Genomic DNA, 14,689 nt, shown 5'->3' with positions numbered 1-14,689 from the left:
AGGGTCGGCCGGGGTCAGATGTCGCCGGCGAGTACCGCTTCCCGGTGCGCGAGGAGGATGTCGCTCCAGGAGACGTGCGGCACACCTCGGTACCGAACCGTGTCCAGCTCGTCCTTACGGATCCAGTTCTTGATGTCGCGCAGCGAGGCGGCGTGCCCGGTCCGCTGCAGGAGGTCGTGGATCTCCCTCAGGGGCATCAGGTCGCTGGGCGGGCTGTACGGGACGAGCGGTTCGATAGCCACGGGCGTGCTCCCGGTGTCGGCTTGGCCGTCGTTCGCAGCTCCGGCGGCCGAAACAGGGACTCGGACTCAGGTGGTCCGGTTGTGCTGGTGATGTGATGAGTTGGTGCTGACGATACGTAGACCGCTGTGGGGGCGATCAGGTTGCACGGGATCGGATGGCACTTTTGGCGGCGACGTGCTCGTAGGCGAGACGCTTCAGCTCCCACCGGTACGTGAGGCCGCTGTTGTCCTGGCAGTAGTGGTTGGTGCACACGGCTTTCTGCTCGTCTTCCCCCCACTGGAGGCCCCAACACCCGCACGCGGGGCAGGGGTGCTTGCAGACTTCCGCGGTGTCGCCCATCGCGATGGCGTGCTCGAGGCCCTGTTTGTAGATCATGGCTTCGCGGGCCTGCTGGCGTTCCTCGTCGAGGTCCGCGGTGTGCTCGCGGGCCCAGTCGTACAGGCCCGGGAGAGGGCCGGCGTACGGGGCAATGTCGGGTACGTGGGCCTGGGTGTGCTTGACGACCTCGGTGACGGCGGCCGTCATGTAGTCGACGACGCCGAGGTTGATGGGGGCGGGCGCTTCGGCCCGGGTGGCGGTGCGCCCGGTGGGGTCGGGTCCGCGCTGCTGGTGCTGGGTGAACTCCGCCTGGAGGAGGCGGAGCCTGCGTGCGGTGGTGTCGTCGTCTCCCAGCATGGTGTCCCCGTCCCGTATTCCGGCCAGGGGCGCAGCGGGTGACGGTGTGTGAGCCGTGGCGTGCGCCGGTGGCCGGAGGTTGTCACTCCGGGTTATTCCGGACGCCCCAGTGTGCCACGATCTCGTCGGTTGTTGAACGGAAAGTTTTAGATGATCAACAGAGCGTGCGTGCTGGTAAGTGCCTTGTCGCAGGTCGGCATGCAATTACGCCGGTCATATTCGTTACCTCACAGAGTGTCAGGTGCGTTCCGTAGCCCTTCGACCATGCCGGCGAGGTGACGGAACTCTTCGTCGCCGATGAGGGATTCCGCTTGTGAACCTTCGAGCATGAGGCGCACCAGGTCGAGGGTGGCCCGGTACGTGTCGGCGACGTCCGGGTCGGTGAGCGTGGACTGGTGGGCGAGGAACCATGCTTCGGCGGTTTCGGCGAGGCGCTGCTGCGGGGTGTCGGGCACCGCTGCGGGTTCTTCGGAGGGCTGGGGTTGTGGGGTGCGCCGGCCGTGGCCGCCGCGGAGGGTGCGCTGCGCGAAGTGCAGGACCTTACCTGGGGGCCCGGCCATGGTGGGTTCGGGGTGTGCGGGCTCTGCTGCTGAGGGCATGAGGGCGCTGTCCGCTCCCTGGCAGTAGGGAAGGGTTCCTGTCCCCCGGTGCTCCCTCCCCGGGTTTCAGGCCCCGGGGCGGCTGCCAGTTCCGTTGCCGGGGGAGATCTACTGTGGCACCGATTTCCCTGGGTGGGTAAGGCGGACCACAGTTTTGAGACCGCTGTGACCGTGGTGGGAGTATCGTCCCGGCCATTCCCGGGGGCATGAGGAAGCCCCCGGGGTTCGGGGGCTGGAGTTTGCCGACAACCGCCCACCGGACCATCCGGGGGCCCGAGACCTCGCGGGCGTACCCGTCAGATGACGGTGATTGTAGGCCGGGAAGTGGGCTGGCTGCCAGCGTTCGCGGATATGCGGTGGTGGCGGGTGTGGGGTGGGGGCAGAGGCGCTGCGATCCCTGGGAGGGGTGTCCTCTGCCCCCGGGGCCGCCGTCCCGTGCAAGGCGGCGGCACTGTTACTCAAGTCCGCAGGTGGTGGGTGGGAAAGGGGCGGGGTGGGGGATCACTCGAAGGCGTGAACGAAAAACCCCGGCAAGTCGCCGTTTCCGGCTGAATCCCGACCCCTACGACAAAGGCGGCCCCGCACCTCCCAGGCGGGAAGGGCGGGGCCGCAGGCATGCTGGGTCAGGACAGCTAAGACGCCCCAGTGGTATCGGCCGGGGTTCGGCCGAGCTCCCTGTCCATCACCTTGACGAGGCTCCTCGTCAGCATGTGACGGTCGAACTCTCCCATCTGGGCGAGGAGTATGTCGCGCACGGGCTCCCAGCCTCCGGGCGGAAGCTCCCAGGCGTCACCCGGCGGCTTCGCTTTCGGTACTTCGGTGGCTTGAGGCTCCGCTGGCTTCGTGCGCCGAGGCTCTGGCAGTGGGGCATCCTGTTGAGCGGAGTCGTCCGTCGCTTTGGGGGTCTCGATTATCACGGCGTGATAATCGGTCGCCGGGTCCTTCTCCGCGGCTGGCGTCCGCTTGGCAGAGGCAGGGGGCGCGGCCTGCTTGGTGCGCTGCTGGGCTTCTCTTGCGCGTTCGTCGGCTCGTGCGCGCTGTTCCTCGGGAGACAGCTTGCCAAGGTTGCGGACGTGCTCGGCAGGCCTTCGACCCTCCGCGAGGTCGGCTTGCAGGTCCGGTGCCAGTTTCAGGAACGACAGCTTTGACGAGATCGTGGCCTGGGCCATGCCGAGGCGCTTTGATGCCTTGGCCTGGGTACCGTAGAACTGGACGAGCTTCTCGAGGGCCAGTGCCTCCTCAAGCTCGGTCATGTTGTCGCGGTGGTAGTTCGCGACGAACGCGGCCTCGAGGAGCGTCTCGTCGGTGGACACGAGTGCGTCGTCGACGGTGACCTTGATGGTGTCCAGGCCAGCGCGGCGCGCGGCCTCAAGGCGCCGGTGCCCATCGACGACGATGTACGTCGTGTCGGGGTCCAGGGCTTCAGCCCTGTCGGGGCGTTCTTCCAGGTACGCGGAGATCGTGGCGACGGTGATCGCATTGACGACACCGACTTGCTCGACGGACTGCGTCATGTCCGTGAGGTCTCGCAGATGGTCCCGAGGGTTGTCGGGGTTCTGCGAGATGGACCGGATGGACAGCTCGGTGGGGGCGGGTTTCTTCCCAGTGGCGGCGTCGAAGAGTTCCCGGCGGGCGCTGCGGGCTCCGCCGGCTCGGTTGAAGGCGGAGGACTGAGCGAACTGTTCGGACTTCGTCACCACGCTGCACCCCGGGCGATCTGTCGCATGGCTTCGGCCTGGTCGCTGTGAGGGGCGTAGGACAGGAGCGGCTTGCGCATGCGGACGGCTTCGCGTTGTTCCTTGAGGTCGCCGATGACGGCAAGGACGCGGGGGTCACCGATGTCGCGCCACTGCTTGAGAGAGGACGTGGCGACGACACCGCGGCGGGAGTCGTACAGGTTCACGACGAGGCCGAGGTAGTCGATGTCGAGCTGGAAGTCTTCGCGGATGTCTTCGATCTGCCCGGCAAGCATGCTGTAGGCGATGGCGGAGGAGTCTTCGGCAAGGACGGGGATGATGACGCCGGACTGGCCCTGGGGTTCGCCTGGGCGGCGGCGCCCGTAGTAGAGGGCGGCGTCCATGGCGATGCCGAGGCTGGGCGGGCAGTCGACGACGATGACGTCGAAGTCGTTCTCGAGCTGGCGTAGTGACCGCTCGAGGGCGCTTTCCTTCTGCACGGCGCGCTTGCTGCGGTCCATGGACTGGATGGCGATCTTTGCGTCGAGGAGGAAGCCGTCGAAGCATGCGGGAAGGAGGTGGAGGCGCTTCTCGAACCTGGGGTCGTCTATGACGACGATGAGGTCACGGAGGTCTCCGTTGATTTCGTCGCACATGTGGGAGACGAGGCTGTCGTCGCCGGGTGGGATCTTGTCGATGCCGAGTTGGTCGCTGAGGTGGCCTTGGGGGTCGTAGTCGACGAGGAGGACGCGTTTGCCTTCCTCGGCCCAGGCCTGTGCGATGCCGGCTGATACAGCGGTCTTGCCGACGCCGCCCTTCTGGTTGCACACGATCTTGCGTGCGGGGGCGGTGGGTGCGGGAGTTCCAGCGGGTGAGGGGTTCGCGTCGAGCCAGCGGCGTACGGACTGGGCGAGGCCTTGGGTGTAGGAGACTCCGCGGTCGGTGCAGGTGGATTTGAAGTCGTCGTAGAGACCAGCGGGGAGCCAGGTGCTGTACGACTCGGCGCCTGCCGTGTCGACCGCGGGTCCGGGTTGGGGAAGTTGCCGCCAGTCCTGTACTGCGGTGGTGACGGCGTCCTGGATGTCGAGGCCGAGTTCGGCTGCGCGGATCTTGAGCTCTTGGCGAAGGACTGATGGCAGCTTGGACGCCACCTTTTCCCGGTCGCCGTCGGGGTAGGGAGAGGCCATGACGTCACCTTACTGACCTTGGTGTTGATGGTGTCACCCGGTTGGTCAGTTCTGATGCGGTTTCACCTGTACGGGCTCACCGAAATATCACGCCGTGATAATCACGGGTGGGCGTCATCGCCGTCTCGAGAACCGGGGGCCAATTATCACGGCGTGATAATCACGCCGCCCCGAACACGGTCCGCACCGTCTGGTCGCCGGCCCCGTACTTCCGGTCGACGGCGGCCAGTCGTGCCCGCTCGGAGTCCCGTATGGCCGCGGGGACGGTCTCTTCCATGGCGGCGACGGTCGCGGCGAACGCGGTCTCGGGTTCCCGGGCGGCGTCCTGGTTCTGGCGGGTGATTGCCTTGAGGACTCGCGGGTCCACGGTGCGGGGCTCGGGCTTGCGGATGGCGGCTCGGGCGGCCTGGAAGCCGGCGCATGCGGTCTCGTGGGTCTTCACCGGTCGTGGGGTGGCTGTGACCGCCGGTGCGGGGGCGGTCGAAGGCTCGCCCGTCATAGGGCCGACCGGCAGGACTCGGATGGTGCGGACGACGGCCTTGCCGAGCTTCTGGTTGATGCGGTCACAGAGTCCGCCGTTACACAGCCGCAGATGCGTGGCGTATGCGGGTGAGCCGGGCCGTACGTCGAGGCGGCGCTTCTCAGCATCGTAGGCGACGGGTTCTGCCAGTCCGACAAGTTCGGGGCACAGGGTTGCCCACTGGTCGCGGATGCCGCCGCCTTCGCGGGCGAGGTCCCAGCCCTGTTCGGTGCTGATCTTGCCGAGGACACCACCGAGGCCGACGGGGTCACGGCCGGGGCCGCGGTCGTGCTTGATCTGGCGGAGCCTGGGCTTGGTGGTCGGTGCGTTCTGCGCCCCGGCCTTGTAGGCGGCGAGGGCTTGGCGGGCGAGGTCGGCACCGGCTGCGGTCTTGTCGGTCATGCCCACGCCTCCTGGCGGTCACGGGTCTTGCTGTCCTGGCGGATGGCGTAGGTGCAGAGGCGGACGCCGTAGAGGTCGAGGGCGTCGTCGGGGTCGTCGGCGTAGTGCTGGGCGACCTCGGGCCAGGTGTTCCAGTCGGCGCGGGCGCGGAGCCGGTCTTCGTCGGTGCGCTCCGGTGCGGCCTCGGCGGCCGCGGGGGCCGCGGGGGCGAAGAGTGCGGCAAGGCCTGCGAGACGGGCAGCTTCCCGGCCGGCGGTGCTGTTCTCCCATGCCACCGAGTGCACCCTGTCGACCTCGACGGGCGCCGTGTTCTCGAGCTGGTCCTGGTCCGCAGTACGGAGCGCGGCAGCGATCAGGCGGTGGGGGCGGTCCGGCTGCCAGGCGAACCCGGCGGCGTGCTTGTGACCGGTCTCGACGGCGAACCGCACGGCCTGGTCCACGGTCCACTGCTGCTCGCCCATGTCGGCGCACACCCATCGCAGCTGGTCGTGGGTGGCGTTGCGGGTCCACGGGACGGCGCGGCGGATGGCGGTGGCGAGCTTCTCGCCGAGCTGCATGCCGGCGGCGGTGATGTGCGCACCGAGGATCGTGCTCCGCTTGTTGTTGCTGCCTGCTTGTGCCGGGATCTTCGGGGAGGGGGTGGGGGCGGTCTTGTTCGGCCGCTCCGCGGTAGTAGTTACACCCCCCACCATCTGAACCTTCTTCTCTACATCAGCTGAGGTAAGGGAAGGGGTCGCAAGAGATCGTTTAGCCGGGTTGTCCACAGGGCCCGAAGAGGCGTTGTCCACAGGCCCCACGGGGGTGCTTGAGGGCCTGGTGTCGGGCATCGTCCGGTAGTCGCGGATGACCCGTGCCTCGTACCCGTTGCCGATGATCTGGTGGCCGAGGGCGTGGTCGTAGGTGGCGGGGATGGTCGCGGCGTACACGGTGGCGGTGGCGGCGTATCCGGGGAGGCCGAGGAGGCGGCGGACGTTGCGGCGGGTGCCGTACTGGGCCCAGGCGAGGGAGCCGAGCTGTCGGAGGTACTTCACGTGGCGGGCGACGTTGGAGCGGTGGATGCCGAGGCGGTCGGCGGTTCCTTCGAGGTCGTAGCGGACGTGCCCGGTGGAGTAGTCCATGCGGCGGGCGAGGTCCTGGGCGACGGCGAGCGTCGTCTGGTTGGCCTTCGGGTGGAGGCCGGCGTTGATGAGCCACTCGACACTGCGGAGCCAGTTGCGGGGTCCGGTGTGCCGAGAGGCGGTGGTGTCGACGTTCATGTCGTCGGCGTGGACGGGCGTCCACGGGGCGGCCGGGGGGCACTGGGTGCCCTGTTCGGCGGGGGACTTTTGCCGCGAAACGCTCTTCTGGGCGTGCGGAAGCTGACAAGCGGTGTGCGCGTACGGCACTATGTACCTGCTTTCGTTTGTGCGAGAACGCCGAAAGGGGCTCTCACTGCGGAGGTGGTTCGGAGAGAACCTGAAGTCGCTCGACCTGCTCGGCCCCGGTCGCCAAACCGGATCTGAGAGTCGGGCCTTAGCTCGGTCGCCAAACCGAGCCGTAGGAAGTGGCCGCGCACGATGCGCCAACATCAGCGGCCAGCGGTAGAGGAAGTGCCCCCGCCAAGGGGCCCAGGACCTCCCGCTCAGGAAGTCGCTACGTCACCTGATCCCCCTTGCTGGGTGAGGTCTGCTCCTGCGCCTGCTTGGCCAGGAAGTCGTTGCGGAAGCCGCCGTGTTCAGCGATCCGCAGCATGTCCCGGGACCACCAGGTGGGTCCGTCGGGTCCGTCCTGCACGCCACCTACGAAGACGAAGTCCTCTGCCTTGAATTCCCAGCCGAAGTCCGGGTCTGCCTTGGTGAGGTATCCGGCGCTCATCGCTCGCCCTCCGTCCAGCCGTAGCCCTCCGCAACGTGGCGCAGCGTCGGGCAGGGGTGCGGGATGACGGTGCGGAAGGAGACCGAGTTTCCCTCGCTGTCCTCCTCCGCTTCCTCGGGGCGTGCGCAGGTGACGCATCCGCCCATGCCGTCCGGCTGGTGCTCCACGATGAGCTTCCGGTCGGCGGCGCAGCGGCGCAGGACCGAGGCGGGGTCGTTCAGGGCGATGTGGTTGGCGAGGCCTGCGTCCATCTCCGGGGCGGCCTTGCTCTCGTCGCCCTGTCGGAGGATGAGGTACTTCGTTCCCCAGAGGTAGTCGCCGGTCTCAATCGTGTCGAAGCCGACTGCGCGGGCTGCTTCTTCGCGGGCGGTGATGGCGGAGTCCAGGAAGGCGAGGATGTCCTCGCCCTGGGCGGTCACGCGACTGTGTGGGTAGTGGTGACAGGGGCCGCGTGCATCGGCGGTGTGATGTTCACGCCGGAAACGCTGGGCCTACTGTCTGCGGGGGCACGGCCCCGGGTACTCTTCTGCATGTCGACACCTTGTCTCTTGTGTGTTGGCCAGCCGGTGAAGTCTTTGGGGACTGTCGCCGGCACCGGCTCCGCGTCGATCCCGGTTACCAGCCAGGGGAGCGGAGCCGTTCTATTTGCTTGTCGGCACCCGATAACTGAGTAGTCGTCTGGTGCAAGGCACAGCCTACTCTTTCGGCTCTCCACTTGTCTGCCTCCTCGCTGATCGTGTTGTGCGGGGGTCTTCTTGTCGGATCGTCAGGTCATCGCACGCCCGTGCGGGCTCCGGGGCTTGTCCTATAGTTTTGCGACAGTAATAACGTGATCTTGCAAGGCTGGCCTGGCACCCCTCAAGACGCCCTGGCCAGCAAAAAGGAAGGTACGGACTCGGCCACCACGGGCCGGATGGGGTGGACTTGGCCCCCGTCCTCACCCGGTGGCGGGTCCTCCGTGGCGCGCCGGTTCGCCCGGCCTTCGGTGGCAGCCCGGGTGCACTTCGGGCAGCGGCAGCCGAGCATGTTGTACCGGTACTCGTCGTGCGGGACCCCCTCCCGGCGGACCTTCTGCCCCACCACCCGCGCCTCCCGGAGCGCGGCGGCGAACTCCCGGTCGATGCGGGTCTGCCGGGTCGGGGTGACACGGTTGATGCCCAACTGGGTGGCGGCGTCGCCGAGGTGCATGCCGTGCCGGATCAGGTCGAGGTATGCGGCCCGCATCGGTTCGTCGAAGATGGGCGGCTGTCCACGGCCACGCGACGACCGGCGGGAAGGGGGCTGGGTCACGGGTGGCCCCCGTCCCGGACCTGGCTGCCGACGGCGGGGGCTTCTGTGTCGGCGGGATGCCGGGGCGGGTGGATGCTCGCGGACCGGCCGGCCAGCTTGCCCATGGCCACGTACCCGGCGGCGGCGAGCTCCGTACGGAGCCGGTGCAGGGCCTCAGGTGTCCACGTAGGGCGCACGGACAGCTTCCCGGCCTGGAACCCCACGGGCAGCGCGGCATCCCACACCGCCTGCACCATGACCGGGTCCCAGTCGGGGAACAGGTCGGCGGGCAGCTTGCGGACGGTGCCGGCGGCTTCGAGGTGTCCGGCGGCGAGGATCCCGGCGAGGTAGTCCCCGGAGGTCTGGCACCGGTTGGCGAGCGCCTGGTCGACGGTGCTGATGTCCGGGGCGGCCGCGGGGGCGGCGGGCTGTGTGGTCATGCTGCGGGCTCCAGAACAGGCGTCGGGGTGGCCAGGGCGGCGGCCGGGAACAGGGCGCGGGGGTAGAGCAGGCGGGTCAGGACGCTGGCCCGTCGGGACCGGGCCCGGGGGCGGGGTTGCGGGGCGAGGAGCGCCACGGGGATGCCGGGCGCTATCCGGCGCTGGCGGGCCCCGTCCGTCGTGGGTGCAGCAGCGACCGGCCACAGCCCGTCCCACACAACCCGGGTCGATGCGGGGATGAGTCCGTGGCGGAGCGCTTCGAGGAGGAGCTCGTCGCGGGTCGCGGTCTCCCGGTCCAGGCCGAACAGGGAGCACAGGGCGGACCGGTGCCAGTTGCAGGTCCGCACGTCCATGCCGGCACGGCGGGCGACGCGTTCGTCGTACAGCTCGACAGCCAGGGCGTTCAGGACGGCGAGCTTCTGTGGGGTTCGGGCGTCGTCGATGTTTCGTACCGGCGGCGCCGCGGGGGCGGTGGCCGTGGTGTCGCCGACCGTGGCGGCGTGCCGGCGGGCAATCAGCGCCCGGTGCCGGGCCAGCGCCAGTTCCCCGCCAAGGATTCCCTCCGGTTCGACGAGGGTCTCCACGCCCGCCTCGTCGACCGTCGTGGTGTTCGCGTACACCCGGCACAGGGCGATGACCGGGCAGCGGCCACAGATGGTCAGGGCGGCCTTCTCCCGGGCCAGGCGGTCCCGCTGCGGCTCGGCCCCGTCGTCCGTGTACGGGCCCCACGCGTTCACGGGCACGTCCGGGTCCCCCGCCGACATCCACGGGTACTCCGAATCGGGGGCGCACCCGCGGTATTTGTAGTGCCGGTCGTCGACCAGGCGCTGCCGGGCGGCAATGCTGTCGGTGCTCATGTCGGGTCCCCCTCGTGCGGGTGGTGCGGGTAGTGCGGTGTGCGGGCCAGCTCCGCGGTGACGATCCGGTCGGCCTCGGCCAGGACGTGCTCGGCTGCCTCGGCCGCCTGCTGCTCGGCGACCAGGCGCCCGATGCGGGCCTTGAACGCGGCCATGTCGCGGTGGTCCGCAGCCCGCGTCAGGCGGACCGCGGCGCGTTCCATGCGGATGACGCGCTGTAGACGGCGCAGCTGCCACACAGCGGCGCCCGTCAGAGTCAGGGCAGCCAGGGTGCCCAGCAGGATCAGGTACATCGGTGTCGCCTCCTCCATGTCGGGGCGCCGGTGGGGTGGGATGGGGGGTCATCGGCGGGCGGGCTCGGACTGGGTGGGGACCTCGTACAGGGCGGCCAGGTCCGGGTAGGCCTGCCGGACTTCCAGCTCCGCGAGGACGACCGCGGGGTGCTGGGCGTGCCGGTGGCGGACGTACGGCTCGGGTGGGGCAGGCATACGCCCGGTCAGGTGCCTGTACAGGGCCACCCCGAACGGGGAGGCGACCAGCAGGCACATGGCGACAGCGGACAGAACGGCGACCATGGCGGCCTCCCTTGAGGGTGCGGGGAATGGAACGGCCGGCCCCATGGCGGGACCGGCCGGGTGTACGGGTGGGGCGGGTAGCGACTACGCAGCTGCTGCCAGGTCACTGTCCTGGGCGCCGTGAAGGACGGCTCGCAGCCGTTCCCCGATCCACGTGCCGACCTGGCGGCTGACAGCGTTCCCGAATCCATCCACCTGGTTCCGTGCGGATCCCCAGACGGTGAAGGTGCCCTTGTAGGTGCCGAAGTCGACATCGAAGCCGCAGCCGCGGCCGATCTCGTGGGCCGCCATCATGCGGTAGAAGCACTCCTCGAACGGAAGCTCCGACAGCGCAAGTCCCCATTCGGCTGTGGTCGCTCCCAGCGGGTCCGTCACCGGGCCGGTTCCGGTGGAACCGTTCTGCTTGAACCAGCCGGCCGCGGTCAGCAGCCCGGGAATCTGGTCGGAGGTGAACGTCGACATCGGCTCCGAGTGCACCGCGGGAATGGTGTTCTTCCGGTACGGGATGACGCCAGAGGAGACCACGGCGAGCGTCTCTGAACCGACCTGGGTGGGCAGCGGGTCACCGGCCCCGCGTGCGGCGCCCTGGTAGTTGTCGACGGCGAGCGCGATTGCCGCCTCGTCCCAGAGGCCCTGCGGGGCCAGCCCGGTCGACAGGATCGCGGCCTCCTGCTGGCTGGTCTGCGTGGCCAGCGGCTGAAGGAGCAGTCGCTCCGAACCGTGCACACCCTTGGCGGGCATGAGGATCGCCGGGAAGTCGGCGAACTTCTGACGGCACCGTTCGATGCGGGCCGTCGTCGATGCGGCGAAAGGCCCGCGGTGGCCGTCGCTGAATGCCTTGACCGGCCGGTCACCGATGCGCGTACCCAGGTCGGTGAGGTCGAGCGCGGCCAGCGACGGCGTCATCGGCGGGACGACGGGGCGACGGCAGGACGGGCACCGGTACTCGTACTGCTTGCCGTACATCACCGTGCCAGTCGCCGGGATACCCGTCTTCCACGTCCAGACCGCTTCGACTGCCTTGTCGCAGTGTCCGCAGTGCGACTCCGGGCGGTGCTCCAGGTCGGGCATCGGCAGGGACTTGTGGACGAAGACCCAGTAGCCGCGGTCCCGGGATTGCGGTACCCCGAAGAACTGACTGTTCAGGTACAAGACCTTCGCAGGGTGGTAGCCGAGCAGGTTGAACTCGTTGAGCCACCACCGGTAGGTCGAACCGTCCCCGACCTTCGGCCGGCCCGGCAGCGCTGGCCCCCACGACGTCAGCTGGGTGGTGCACTCGACCAGAATCATGCGCGGCCGGTGGCGCTCGGCGTAGTGCAGGACGCAGTTCGCGGTCGCCCGGTCCCGCTCCGATCTGGTGACCCGCGCCTCGTAGTCGGGGTCCTCCAGCTCGAACAGCGTCCCGCCCTGCTCGTAGGCCTTGGTCGTGTTCGCCATCGAGTGGTTGACGCAGCTGACCCCCGCCACCAACAGGTCCGCAGCGGGAAGGTCCCGGGCGGAGTGGTAGTCGGCTGCTTCGGGGTTGATCAGGTCGGCAATCCAGTGCTCGGCCTCGGGGTGGTTCGCCTCGTGAACCTCGACCTTGTAGGCGTTGTGGTTCGCCGCCATGATCGTGGTGAACCCGGCCCGCTTGATGCCCTCGGTGAGCCCTCCGAAGCCGGAGAACAGGTCAACGGCGATGTACTCGTCGTGACGGAACCGACGCTGCCTGACGGCCGGCCGGTGGGTAGCGGTGCGACCCTTCTCCTTGACTACAACGGCCATCAGGCGGCGCTCCTCTGCGCGTGCGCGGACTCCAACATCTCCAGCAGGTCCCGGAACGACATCGGCTGACGCTCCGGCGGCGGACCCGGCACCTCCCAGTCGATGACGCCTTCCTCGTCGGCGGCGCCACGTACCTGGGTGAGTACGTCCCGGTTGTGCCGGTGCTCGATCGCCTGCGCGTACAGGGTGTCCAGCACCACCTTCTGCGCGTCCTTTGCCGCGCCCGTGTCCTTCGGCGGATCCTGGCCAGGGACGTCCTCGGAGACGACTTCGACATCCACGACCTCGTCGTCTCCGGCGTCAGAGTCGGGGGTGGGCTGCTGCTCGGCAGCGGCCTTTTCCTGACCGATTGCGGCGATCTGGTCCAGCACGTCAACCGTGGCGCCGGCGTGCTTGGCGTTCGTCCAGACGCCCCGGGCAATGGCCGCAGTTTCGGCGTTCTCGGCCTTGGCGATGAAGTCCTGCGAAGGCGCCATCGGGGCTGCGTTGTCTGCCTGGTCCATCTCCTCGGCCGTGTAGACGCCCGCAAGGTCATGCGGGAACGCCTTGCGGAGCGCCAGTGCTTCAGCGCACTTGGCGATCTGCCCGGCAGGCATCTTCGCCCACAGGCCCTTCGGGTTGCCGTCCGGGAAGGTCTGGACGTACTCGCGGAACGTTGCGACAGCGGAGAAACGCTGCCCGTTCCGGATCACAGTGACCTTCGCTGCGGCTGGTGGCTCGACGGCCAGCCACACGTCATGCCACCGCCCGGACGGGTCGCACCACACTGTGTCCTCGTAGCCGTACGTGCCGCCCGTCTGCGCGGTCACACGCTGGGCGATCACGCGGTACCCATCGATGCCGGTCTGCGGGGTGTAGACCTCGCGGCCGTCCTTCTTGCTGAACCGGCCGATGAGGTAGATCTGCCGGGAGAAGGGGTCGAGGCCGGTGCGCTGGCACAGGTGGAGGAAGCCGGACAGTTCGGCGGGGGTCACCTGGTCCTTGATGCCGGACTGGCGGAGGACGGCTCCCTGTTCGGGGGTCCAGGCGGTCTGGTCGGGGCGGATGGCGAGGGCGCCACCGGTCTTGGCGGCCTGGTTTTGGGTGTGCGTGGTGGGGCCCTCCGCCGTGCTGCTGGCGGGGGCCTCGGTGGTGGTAGCCACGAGGTCTCCTATGAGGTTGTTGCGGTGTGCTGCGGGTGTGGGCCCTGTGTCGGCATTGCAGGCCCCACACCCGCCGGGGCGCCTACTCGGCGGCGGTGTCCGGGGCGATGTTGTACTCGGACAGCAGGTACGCCATCGCGACCTGCATCGGCATCAAGCCCTTGCCCTTGGCCTTGACCTCGTCGAAGAGGTCGTTGTTCGGGCTGACCTTGAACGGGACCATGTCCGCGCCCTTCGGCCATGCCGGGGCGACCGGGGTGAACTCGCCGGCCAGGAACCGGGTGAACGCCTCCTCGATCTCCGTGTTCACGTTCTTCCCGGCCTCCGTCACCCGGGCCCGGATCAGGTCCCGGACGGGGCGCGGCACCTGCGGGATACGAACGGACCCGGCCGGGCGCACCGTGTTGGCCGCCCCCGGGGTGTACGGGCCGGTCTCGTACCTGCGCATCAGCCAGTCCGCAGCCACGTGCATTGCCTTAGTGCCCGTGTCCTCGACCTGCTGACGCAGGGCACCGTCGGGGCGGACGTTGAGGTTGACCTTCTCCTCCGTCGCACCGCGGCGGGCACGGACCGGCGGAGTGGGGGTGAACTCCCCCGCCAGGTAGGCGGCGAAGCCCTCGTTCACGTCGGCGGTGACCGTACGGCCGGCCTGCTCGGCACCGGCGACGATGCGGTCCCGTGCGGTGACGGGCATGCGGATGGCGAGGTTCTCGTCGGCGGTCAGGGCGGAGCCGAGTTCGTACATGGACAGGGCAAGGACGGTGTCGACGTGTTCGGCGAGGTCCGGGGAGTTGACTTCGCGGAGGCGGGTGGCTGCGGCGGTGAGGCCGGCACGGAGGTTGCGGCGGGTGGGCACGGGGCGGGGTCCTCTCGGGGGACGCCCGCTTGTGCGGTTGCTGGGCGGGCGCGTCTTGGGGGCGTTGGCCACGCCAGGTTCCTCCTATCGTATTGCAGGCACCCGCACGCTTAATGGGTATCTGCACCGGGGCTGTCCCGACACCCAGAACAATACCTGTAAACGTATTGCATAAGCAAGAGGTTGCATGGCATGGTGTTCCCAACGCCAAGACGACGCGGGGGACACGATGAAGAACACGGCGCAGCAGACGACGACCAAGACCCTCACCGACCTGTACAGGGCCATCGACCGCACCCAGGCCGTCACCATCACCTACCTCGACGAGGACGGCACCGAGTCGGTCCGCACGATCGAGGCGCACGACATCCGCACCACCAAGTCCGGCCGCATCCAGGTCCGCGCAATGTGCCGGCTCCGCGGCGAGGCCCGCTCCTTCTTCCTCCACCGCATCACGGCGTACACCCTGCACCGGATGGCGTTCGTCCTCGACCGGCCGGCAGCAACAACCCCCGCCGGGGCCGTCATCGTGGTCCGTAGCGCCGCACAGGTCATCGCCCGCGAACTCGGCCGCGACTACCTCCCCCGCACCGCCGTCACGCGTGACTTGACCACCCTCGCAGCCTGAAA

At 68.8% G+C, this 14,689-nt stretch carries 18 protein-coding genes; 1 reads left to right on the top strand and 17 read right to left on the bottom strand.

The window, feature by feature from the left end; genetic code table 11:
* Positions 1–14: 14 nt before the first annotated feature.
* The 17 genes from ACWCQM_RS11595 to ACWCQM_RS11515 all read right to left on the bottom strand — a co-directional run bounded on the left by ACWCQM_RS11595 (position 15) and on the right by ACWCQM_RS11515 (position 14,059).
* The gene (locus tag ACWCQM_RS11595) at positions 15–242 is read right to left on the bottom strand and encodes a hypothetical protein (RefSeq protein ID WP_450915099.1); all 228 of its coding nucleotides are present in this window, start codon (positions 240–242) and stop codon (positions 15–17) included.
* Positions 243–378: 136 nt separating this feature from the next.
* Positions 379–918 (bottom strand): hypothetical protein, encoded by a 540-nt coding sequence (locus tag ACWCQM_RS11590; RefSeq protein WP_450915098.1) that lies wholly within the window; start codon positions 916–918, stop codon positions 379–381.
* Positions 919–1,145: 227 nt separating this feature from the next.
* Positions 1,146–1,517 carry a hypothetical protein gene (locus tag ACWCQM_RS11585; RefSeq protein ID WP_450915097.1) on the bottom strand — a complete coding sequence of 124 codons (372 nt, stop codon included), beginning with the start codon at positions 1,515–1,517 and terminating at the stop codon, positions 1,146–1,148.
* Between the two features lie 632 nt (positions 1,518–2,149).
* Positions 2,150–3,214, bottom strand: a complete 1,065-nt coding sequence (locus ACWCQM_RS11580) for a ParB/RepB/Spo0J family partition protein (protein WP_450915096.1) — start codon at positions 3,212–3,214, stop codon at positions 2,150–2,152.
* The gene (locus tag ACWCQM_RS11575; protein ID WP_450915095.1) at positions 3,211–4,380 is read right to left on the bottom strand and encodes a ParA family protein; all 1,170 of its coding nucleotides are present in this window, start codon (positions 4,378–4,380) and stop codon (positions 3,211–3,213) included. Before ACWCQM_RS11575 ends, ACWCQM_RS11580 begins: the two co-directional genes overlap by 4 nt.
* Before the next feature lie 160 nt (positions 4,381–4,540).
* Positions 4,541–5,302, bottom strand: a complete 762-nt coding sequence (locus ACWCQM_RS11570) for a DciA family protein (RefSeq protein ID WP_450915094.1) — start codon at positions 5,300–5,302, stop codon at positions 4,541–4,543.
* The gene (locus ACWCQM_RS11565; protein WP_450915093.1) at positions 5,299–6,558 is read right to left on the bottom strand and encodes a hypothetical protein; all 1,260 of its coding nucleotides are present in this window, start codon (positions 6,556–6,558) and stop codon (positions 5,299–5,301) included. The genes ACWCQM_RS11570 and ACWCQM_RS11565 overlap by 4 nt, the downstream gene beginning before the upstream one ends.
* A gap of 376 nt (positions 6,559–6,934) precedes the next feature.
* A complete protein-coding gene (locus ACWCQM_RS11560) occupies positions 6,935–7,156 on the bottom strand; it encodes a hypothetical protein (RefSeq protein ID WP_450915092.1) in 222 nt (73 codons plus the stop codon).
* Positions 7,153–7,575: a DUF6221 family protein gene (locus tag ACWCQM_RS11555; RefSeq protein WP_450915091.1), complete on the bottom strand. Its 423-nt coding sequence runs from the start codon at positions 7,573–7,575 to the stop codon at positions 7,153–7,155. Before ACWCQM_RS11555 ends, ACWCQM_RS11560 begins: the two co-directional genes overlap by 4 nt.
* A 439-nt stretch (positions 7,576–8,014) precedes the next feature.
* Positions 8,015–8,446: a hypothetical protein gene (locus ACWCQM_RS11550; RefSeq protein ID WP_450915090.1), complete on the bottom strand. Its 432-nt coding sequence runs from the start codon at positions 8,444–8,446 to the stop codon at positions 8,015–8,017.
* Entirely contained in the window at positions 8,443–8,865 is a 423-nt protein-coding gene (locus tag ACWCQM_RS11545) for a hypothetical protein (protein ID WP_450915089.1), read from the bottom strand. The genes ACWCQM_RS11550 and ACWCQM_RS11545 overlap by 4 nt, the downstream gene beginning before the upstream one ends.
* On the bottom strand, positions 8,862–9,722 hold the full coding sequence (locus ACWCQM_RS11540) for a hypothetical protein (RefSeq protein ID WP_450915088.1): 861 nt from the start codon (positions 9,720–9,722) through the stop codon (positions 8,862–8,864). The genes ACWCQM_RS11545 and ACWCQM_RS11540 overlap by 4 nt, the downstream gene beginning before the upstream one ends.
* Positions 9,719–10,015, bottom strand: a complete 297-nt coding sequence (locus tag ACWCQM_RS11535) for a hypothetical protein (protein WP_450915087.1) — start codon at positions 10,013–10,015, stop codon at positions 9,719–9,721. Before ACWCQM_RS11535 ends, ACWCQM_RS11540 begins: the two co-directional genes overlap by 4 nt.
* 48 nt (positions 10,016–10,063) lie before the next feature.
* Positions 10,064–10,297: a hypothetical protein gene (locus tag ACWCQM_RS11530; RefSeq protein ID WP_450915086.1), complete on the bottom strand. Its 234-nt coding sequence runs from the start codon at positions 10,295–10,297 to the stop codon at positions 10,064–10,066.
* A gap of 84 nt (positions 10,298–10,381) precedes the next feature.
* On the bottom strand, positions 10,382–12,061 hold the full coding sequence (locus tag ACWCQM_RS11525; RefSeq protein ID WP_450915085.1) for a DNA cytosine methyltransferase: 1,680 nt from the start codon (positions 12,059–12,061) through the stop codon (positions 10,382–10,384).
* Positions 12,061–13,203, bottom strand: coding sequence for a phage recombination protein Bet (bet, locus tag ACWCQM_RS11520; protein ID WP_450915084.1), 1,143 nt, complete (start codon positions 13,201–13,203; stop codon positions 12,061–12,063). The genes ACWCQM_RS11525 and bet overlap by 1 nt, the downstream gene beginning before the upstream one ends.
* A gap of 82 nt (positions 13,204–13,285) precedes the next feature.
* Positions 13,286–14,059, bottom strand: coding sequence for a hypothetical protein (locus tag ACWCQM_RS11515; protein WP_450915083.1), 774 nt, complete (start codon positions 14,057–14,059; stop codon positions 13,286–13,288).
* Between the two features lie 187 nt (positions 14,060–14,246).
* Here ACWCQM_RS11515 and ACWCQM_RS11510 point away from each other — a divergent pair, with 187 nt between their 5' ends.
* The gene (locus ACWCQM_RS11510) at positions 14,247–14,687 is read left to right on the top strand and encodes a WYL domain-containing protein (protein ID WP_450915082.1); all 441 of its coding nucleotides are present in this window, start codon (positions 14,247–14,249) and stop codon (positions 14,685–14,687) included.
* Positions 14,688–14,689: the final 2 nt, after the last annotated feature.

Source organism: Streptomyces sp. NPDC002125 (genome assembly GCF_053593715.1).
This window is presented reverse-complemented; position numbering and strand designations above follow the sequence as displayed.

What these genes read in the sequence shown, in the direction of transcription:
- ACWCQM_RS11590 (WP_450915098.1), bottom strand. Translation starts at nt 918, where the DNA reads ATGCTGGGAGACGACGACACCACCGCACGCAGGCTCCGCCTCCTCCAG.
- ACWCQM_RS11585 (WP_450915097.1), bottom strand. Translation starts at nt 1,517, where the DNA reads ATGCCCTCAGCAGCAGAGCCCGCACACCCCGAACCCACCATGGCCGGG.
- ACWCQM_RS11575 (WP_450915095.1), bottom strand. Translation starts at nt 4,380, where the DNA reads ATGGCCTCTCCCTACCCCGACGGCGACCGGGAAAAGGTGGCGTCCAAG.
- ACWCQM_RS11570 (WP_450915094.1), bottom strand. Translation starts at nt 5,302, where the DNA reads ATGACCGACAAGACCGCAGCCGGTGCCGACCTCGCCCGCCAAGCCCTC.
- ACWCQM_RS11565 (WP_450915093.1), bottom strand. Translation starts at nt 6,558, where the DNA reads ATGAACGTCGACACCACCGCCTCTCGGCACACCGGACCCCGCAACTGG.
- ACWCQM_RS11560 (WP_450915092.1), bottom strand. Translation starts at nt 7,156, where the DNA reads ATGAGCGCCGGATACCTCACCAAGGCAGACCCGGACTTCGGCTGGGAA.
- ACWCQM_RS11545 (WP_450915089.1), bottom strand. Translation starts at nt 8,865, where the DNA reads ATGACCACACAGCCCGCCGCCCCCGCGGCCGCCCCGGACATCAGCACC.
- ACWCQM_RS11540 (WP_450915088.1), bottom strand. Translation starts at nt 9,722, where the DNA reads ATGAGCACCGACAGCATTGCCGCCCGGCAGCGCCTGGTCGACGACCGG.
- ACWCQM_RS11535 (WP_450915087.1), bottom strand. Translation starts at nt 10,015, where the DNA reads ATGTACCTGATCCTGCTGGGCACCCTGGCTGCCCTGACTCTGACGGGC.
- ACWCQM_RS11530 (WP_450915086.1), bottom strand. Translation starts at nt 10,297, where the DNA reads ATGGTCGCCGTTCTGTCCGCTGTCGCCATGTGCCTGCTGGTCGCCTCC.
- ACWCQM_RS11525 (WP_450915085.1), bottom strand. Translation starts at nt 12,061, where the DNA reads ATGGCCGTTGTAGTCAAGGAGAAGGGTCGCACCGCTACCCACCGGCCG.
- ACWCQM_RS11510 (WP_450915082.1), top strand. Translation starts at nt 14,247, where the DNA reads ATGGCATGGTGTTCCCAACGCCAAGACGACGCGGGGGACACGATGAAG.